Genomic DNA, 7173 nt, shown 5'->3' on the forward strand with positions numbered 1-7173 from the left:
TTATATTCGCTGCCTATTATTTTATTATGACAGTTAAACTCATAAAATCTGATAGCGCTGAGATATATCAAATGAATAAGTGGTTATTTCTATCCGTAATTTTAGTAATAGGAGCCTTATTTCCTGGATTTGGTACTTTTGTTGCGCATATACTTGGAGTAACAACATTAACGTCTCTGGCATTGTATATTTTAACCGCATTTCTAATAATCGTTTCACTGGAATATCAAATAGAATTGAGTAAGAAAAAAAAGCAATTGAAGAAATTAACACAAGAAATTTCAATAATGAATAAAAAAATATATTAGTATAAACAAAAATAGGGGTATGGAATGTATCATTTTTTTATTAATCAGAAAATGTCGTTACTGAAAAACACCGTTTGGTATTCTATTGGATCACTATCCTATTCTTTATCATCGTTTATCTTATTGATTATTGTAAGTAGAAAATTAGGAAGTTATAGTACAGGAGTGTTTTCAATTGGATGGGCAATAAGCCAATTAGTATATGCAATAGGTCTTTTTGGTTTAAGAAATTTTCAGGTTTCTGATAATTCGGGTGGATTCAGATTTGAAGATTATTTGTTTACAAAATTTTTTTCAATCGTGTTTATGTTTCTTGGCACGATTGTAAATTCTTTATATTTAGGACTTTCTTTTGAAAAACTTACAATTAGCATGCTACTTACTTGCTTAATGGTTTCAGAGGTATTAGCTGACTTATTTGCAGGATATTTTCAGACTACAGAAAAACTATTTATTGCTGGACAATCTTACCTTTTTAGAGTTATAGGGTATGATATTATCTTTTATATCAGCATTGTTTTCACTAATAATCTAAAATTCTCTTTACTTATGGCAATATTATTTTCTTTTGTATGGCTTTTTTTATTTGATTTTCAAATTATTCTCAAATTACAAAAAATCGTTTTCGTAATTGATTTGAAAAAGTCAATACTTATTTTACGTAACTGCTTTCCAATATTTCTAAGTGCCTTTTTAACAAATTATATTGTTAATATTCCAAAAAATAATATTGAGCTTTATTCATCAGAAAATGTTCAAGCAGTCTATAATATACTTTCCATGCCTTCATCAGTCATTACACTGATGGTTTCCTTTATTATGGTTCCTCTCTATACGAAAATCACTTCTCTTTGGAACGAAAGGAAGAACAAAAAACTTAATTCAATGATAATAAAGATGACGTTTTTAATTTTTTTAATTTCAATAACAATAGTAATTCTAGGGAATTTTTTTGGATTATATATTATGAGTAAGATTTTTGGGATAAATCTGGTTAATTTTTCTGTTGAATTTACAGTGTTATTAATTGCTGGAGGAATAAATAGTTTAATTAATTTGTTGGTGTTTTTGATAACCGTATACAAAAAACAGTCATTCCTTAGTTACGTTTATATACTTGCAGTAATAGCTGCTTCATTATATACACCCTATCTAGTAAAAACTACTTCGATATTAGGTGGAGCTATAAGTTACTTTTTATCTGTAAGCTTAATTTTATTTATATTAATTGTTATTGTGATAAATAATAATAGGAAGATAAGGGGATAATCTGTGGATAATAATAAAGAAAAGCAAATACAAATAAGTGTTATTGTACCAGTATATAATGCTGAAAATTTTATTAATCGTTGTATAGATTCAATATTAAAAAATACCTTCAATAATTTTGAATTATTAATTATTGACGATGGATCTAGTGACAAAAGTTTAGAGAAGATAAAATTAATTAGGGATGAACGTATTCGTTATTTTTCTCAACAAAATCATGGTGTTGCGTATACACGAAACAGAGGGATAAAGGAGGCTAAAGGAAAATTTGTTGTTTTTATCGATAGCGATGATTATGTTAAGCCTGATTATTTAGAAAAATTATTAGAAGGCATCGGTGATTCAGATATTGGAATTAGCGGAATAGTCTTTTTAGATTCAGAAGAAAATATAGTAAATATAAGAAATTCTAAGAATACTGAATGGAACAGATTTAATTTACCTTTATCAGGCGGAAAAATTTATAACAGAAAATTCTTGATTAGTAACCACATTTTATTTTCCGATTTTATAATTGGCGAAGACTTAATTTTTAGTTCAACATGTTATTCGAAAACAAATCGTGTTTCAAATATTTTATATATGGGATATAATTATGTCGAAAATTTTCAGAGCAGCACTCACAAAAATTACCGCGATTTAAATGTTATATCCATCGTTTCTGAGTTAAAAAGATTGTTAGAACAAAATAGCAGTTTAAAAAAAGAGTTTATTATTTTTTTTCTAAGAAAAACACTGATTGATTTAACTTTTTATACTTACGATAATAATAGGGAAAAATCATTAATAATATTGAATGAAGGCTATTCATTGATTAAAGGAAAAGTAGTTCTTTTTAATAAAAATGAAACAATCAAGATGAATATTTTTGTAAATCTGACCAGTATAATGGTCAAGCTAAAACTTGGGTTTATACCATTATATTTGATGAGAAAATTAAGAGGGAGAAGCTAACCCTTTATGAACAATTATTCACCTGAATAATTCACAGTATTTAACAGTAACCCTTCTGCTTGAACAGTTTTTGCAAATTATTTTTTTCACCCTTTGGGTGTAAAAAAAGGAACTCCTTATGGTATTGTTAAGTCAACCAAAACGTCACAATACAAGCAAGGAGTGCCCATATGTCGACTTTACAACACAAACAACTAACTTTCAATAAAAATATTACACTTGCCAACGATGGTGAAAAAATTTCTTCAGATAGTGGTCTTATTCTGATAAAAGAGTTTATGAACCGGATTGGGTTTTCAAGCATGCTTGATGAGCAGGTAAAACTAACTGACAGCCGAAGAAACCCAGATCATACGTATAACGATATAATAGAGCAGCTACTTTTACAGCATATCGCTGGCTACTCAAAAGTTGTCGCAGCGAATCGATTACGACTAGACCCCATTTTCAAAACTATATTTTCCAGCAAAAGCACTCTGGCATCATAACCAACGATTAGTCGCTTTTTCCAAGCAATCACAAAAGAAACTATCCCTCAGTTTATGCAGGTGGCCTAGCAGTTGGCAGATATGCAGATTGCTCAAAATAACATCCAAGGCATGGTGATTGATCTTGATTCTACTCATTCGGACACATACGGAAATCAAGAAATCGCAGATTTCAACAACCACTATCAGACTAATGGCTATCATCCTCTTGTCGCTTTTGATGGCTTAACCGGAATGTTTCTTGGCGCAGAATTACGTCCAGGTAACGTTTATACCTCAAGGAATGCCGAGACCTTTCTTTCAAATATTGTCACTCATTTTTCAAAACATCCTTGCAATATGAATAGTATGGTTCGTGGTGACAGTGGTTTTGCAAAACCAGAAATTTACAATTTTTGTCATGAGAACGATATCCGTTTTGTGATTCGCCTGAAGGCGAATAGTCGTCTACGTAGCGAGGCTGAGCGATATGTCCTTTATAGTGATGAAACTGATTTCAGGACACATGAGGTACAGTATTTCTTTCTCACCTATCAAGCAGCGAGTTGGAAAAACGCAGAACGCGTTGCAGTTAGAGCTACCCGTGATGCTGGAAGTTTTCTCTTTACAAGGTTTGAGTTTGTTCTCTCAAATTTCAGAAACGTATCGCCAGAAACTGTCTTCGCTCTTTATCAAAAATGGGGAATTATGGAAAATTTCATTAAGGAAATCAAAAACGGCTTTTATTTCGATAAGACTGATAGCTCAACTTTCACTGAAAACTCTGCACGAATGGCGTTAGCTTGCATATCCTATAACTTGATTCAACTATTTAAAAAGACTGTACTTCCAGATTCAGAAAGAAATTCAACAATCGCCACGTTACGCTTTAAGTTGATTCATATTGGCGCAAAGGTAACAAAGCACGCAAGAAGAATAGCGATTCACTTGGCCTCATCAAATGTTTATGATGGTTTATTTTGGACTGTATTCCAGAGGATACAGTCGTTTAAATTGTTGATTTAGCAGTCTTTTTCTAAAAATAGACCGACAAATTACTGCCTAGAATTAACCCATTTTTTAGAATAACGTACGATTTTTATTTAGTGGCACGTCATGAGAGGATCTCGCCCGTTTTTCTGATCTTTTTATTGACTCAACTGCCTATGAAACGACGGAAAAAGTATTTCATGAATAATTCAGGTTAAGATTATATCAAAAAGTTTTTATCTAATTTCCAAAATTTCAAGGCATACGAATAAAGAAAGAGCTAATATCAATGTGAATGATTATGGGGGTTCGGTTCTAAACTAAATTGAACAGTTTTCTATGGATAAGAATGAACTTCATTTCACACGTTTTAGACATTATTAAAAAAATAATGAGTAAAGGAGATTTCTATGACATTGGTGGCAATCTCAAAAAAAAATATCTCGAAAAAAAGCATTGTTCAAAAAATAATGATACTAACCGCCTTATACATATGTTTCACATCAATTCTTATTTCTGTAAGCTTACCAGAAGATATTGTGACAAGTTCTGTTGAAAAAATTCAACAGTTCATCAATATTCTTGGAGGAATAGGTGCATCATATCTAGTGCTTGTTGTCATTTTTTCTAATTCATTTGAAAAGCTATTTGTACATATAATAAGAATCTTAGCAACATTGATTTTATATTTTTTGTTTCATTTCTATTTATTAATTATGCATACATTAAATAGTCGGCCATTTGAAAATATTAGTAAAACTGTGTTTGATAGTAAAGATGGCGAAAATTTTGATCTTGTGTTAATTATTACAATTTTCTTTATTGTTTTAAGTGTTCTTAAGGGAATAAAAAATTTCCGGTCTTCTTCAAGTTCGAAGAGAGAGGCGAAACTGAGTGTAAATATCTATGCATGTTTTTTTATTCTTTTATTGGCATCAGATAAGTTTGTGTCAAAATTAATTTTTGATTTACAATTTGCACCATTAGACTCTGGGAAAAGTTTTCGTTATTTTATACCAGAAGAATTTGGTAACGTTGATTTATTTCATCTATATTGTGGGGTAAGTTTTGTTTTTATTTTAGTAGCAATTGTTGTTTTTGCGCTATTTTATGGATTTTCTAATTTTATGAATAATAAGAATAGTCTCTCTTTAGACTTTTCTGCCAGTCTGTTTTTGGCTATGGTTTTTAATTATTGTATTCAGCGTAGTATGGTTGTAAATAATTCTGGAATAGTTCCTGTGGTCGGCTCAACAATGTTTCAAGTATCTATTTTAACACTGTTCTTTTTCATGCTTTACTTGATTATTAATCGATTTATTCCAACCACAATGTTTATTGTGATTGTTTGCAGCATTTATAGTATTGCAAACGGAGTTAAGTTTTCAATGCGTGGCGAGCCTATCTATGTTTCGGAATTTTCATGGTTAAAAAATCCCAAATTGCTTCTTTCTTTTGTTAATTTAAAAATAGTAATGCTAGCCTTATTTGTAATATTAATAGTGGTTTTAATCACAACTTTTTTATCAAAAAGATTTTTTAGAAACAAACTAACCTCTTTAAAATTACGTATAGGAACAATAGCAGTAATTGTAGGGATGTTTGGAATAATTTCTCAAAATTTTAAAAATTTTACAACTCCTGAAGAACGCATTAAAATTCCTTTAGTAACCAATTTTTTAGATATGTCAAATGGAGATATTTTATGGCGAGGTTTACCAATTACTGCAAGATATAAATCACAGATATTTATCAATTTACGTCAGTATTTTGGAGAAATTATGGATAAGCCGGAAAACTACAATCAAAAAACGATAAAAAAAGTTGCTAAAAAATATGAAAAAATTTCTGCTGAAATGAATGAATCAAGAACTGAGAATATTGGGGATCAAACTGTTATTTTTATTTTAAGTGAATCGTTAGCCAATCCTGCTCGAATTGATGGAATTGAACTTTCGAAAAACCCTTTGGCTAATATCGATTCAATTAAGGAATCAGCAACTGGAGGATTAATGTATTCAAATGGATATGGTGGAGGAACGGCGAATATGGAGATACAATCTCTTACATCGTTGCCAATGATTAATTTTTCAACAAATGTATCTATTATTAATTCTGATGTGATTCCAAAAATGAACTATATTCCTTCTATTTCCAATCAATTTCAATATAGAGTAGCAATTCACCCTGAGAATGCCGGTAATTATAATCGAAATTCGATATATAAAAAATTTGGGTTTCAACATTTTTATGCATTATATGGGACAAGCAAAAGCGATACTTTAACGAATCAAAAGCTTCTGAGTGGAAAGGTTTCAGATGAGCAAACCTATGAAGATATTCTAGAAAGAATTGATACACAAAAAAATCAATTCTTCAGTGTTCTTACCATGCAAAATCATATGCCCTATGATGGACAATATATACATGATCCGGACTTGTCTGTGACAGGTAAGGACTATGATGAAGGAACAAATCAACTGTTATCAGACTATACACAGAAAATCAGTATGACTGATCAAGCAACTAAACAATTTTTAGAAAAACTTCAACAATTAGGTAAGAAGATATCGATCGTTTTTTATGGTGATCATTTGCCGGGTTTATATCCTGTTGAAAAAGCATTTGCAAGTAATCCTTTGAAACAGTATGAAACGGACTATTTTATTTGGAATAATCAAATGAATAAAATTAACAAGCAGCAAAACGTGAACTCTGCTGAGTTCGTTCCGCTACTACTTGAAACACAAAATGCAAAAGTTTCTCCTTATCATGCTTTAACAACAGAAATTATGAATCAATTACCGTCAGAATATAATTCAGTATTAGGGAATTCAGTAAAGTTAAATGGGAAGCAAAAAGCTCTTTTAAGTGATTTAAAATTGATTCAATACGATTTGACGCAAGGTAAGGGATATTTAAATGACTCGAAAACATTCTATCGATTTCCTAAATGAAGTAGTCCGCATTGTAAATAGCTAATGCTATAGTAGGTTTCAAAAAGATAGCTTATAATATTTTTTTAATGACAAGAATAGAAATGAAACACTTTTACATATTAGAAGTAAGTATTACTACCTGAATAATTTTTTAAAAATGATTGCATTCAAAAAAATAGACCAAGGAATGACTATCCAGACGATTCGTTTATATTTTCTTAAAATTGCTGGAAAGCTTGTTCAAAC

The 7173-nt window shown here is 30.3% G+C and carries 4 protein-coding genes and 2 pseudogenes; all 6 read left to right on the plus strand.

The features are described 5' to 3' along the window. Nucleotides 1-308: DUF2304 domain-containing protein (locus HMPREF9088_RS05315; protein WP_007208132.1), on the plus strand; the 308-nt coding region annotated here is incomplete at its 5' end. A gap of 24 nt (nucleotides 309-332) precedes the next feature. Further along, nucleotides 333-1577, plus strand: a complete 1245-nt coding sequence (locus tag HMPREF9088_RS05320) for a lipopolysaccharide biosynthesis protein (protein WP_007208133.1) — start codon at nucleotides 333-335, stop codon at nucleotides 1575-1577. 3 nt (nucleotides 1578-1580) lie between these two features. Further along, nucleotides 1581-2531 (plus strand): glycosyltransferase family 2 protein, encoded by a 951-nt coding sequence (locus HMPREF9088_RS05325; RefSeq protein WP_007208134.1) that lies wholly within the window; start codon nucleotides 1581-1583, stop codon nucleotides 2529-2531. Nucleotides 2532-2701: 170 nt separating this feature from the next. After that, nucleotides 2702-4024: pseudogene (locus tag HMPREF9088_RS05330) on the plus strand (IS1380 family transposase). A gap of 374 nt (nucleotides 4025-4398) precedes the next feature. Further along, entirely contained in the window at nucleotides 4399-6945 is a 2547-nt protein-coding gene (locus HMPREF9088_RS05335) for an LTA synthase family protein (protein WP_007208137.1), read from the plus strand. A gap of 61 nt (nucleotides 6946-7006) precedes the next feature. Next, nucleotides 7007-7173, plus strand: a pseudogene (locus tag HMPREF9088_RS12655) (IS1380 family transposase); the annotation flags it as partial.

Origin of the sequence: Enterococcus italicus DSM 15952 (assembly GCF_000185365.1) — a bacterium.
In the GTDB taxonomy this organism is placed as follows: Bacteria; Bacillota; Bacilli; order Lactobacillales; family Enterococcaceae; genus Enterococcus_G; species Enterococcus_G italicus.

Coding starts and splice junctions, on each gene's coding strand:
- HMPREF9088_RS05320 (WP_007208133.1), top strand. CDS start 333: ATGTATCATTTTTTTATTAATCAGAAAATGTCGTTACTGAAAAACACC.
- HMPREF9088_RS05335 (WP_007208137.1), top strand. CDS start 4,399: ATGACATTGGTGGCAATCTCAAAAAAAAATATCTCGAAAAAAAGCATT.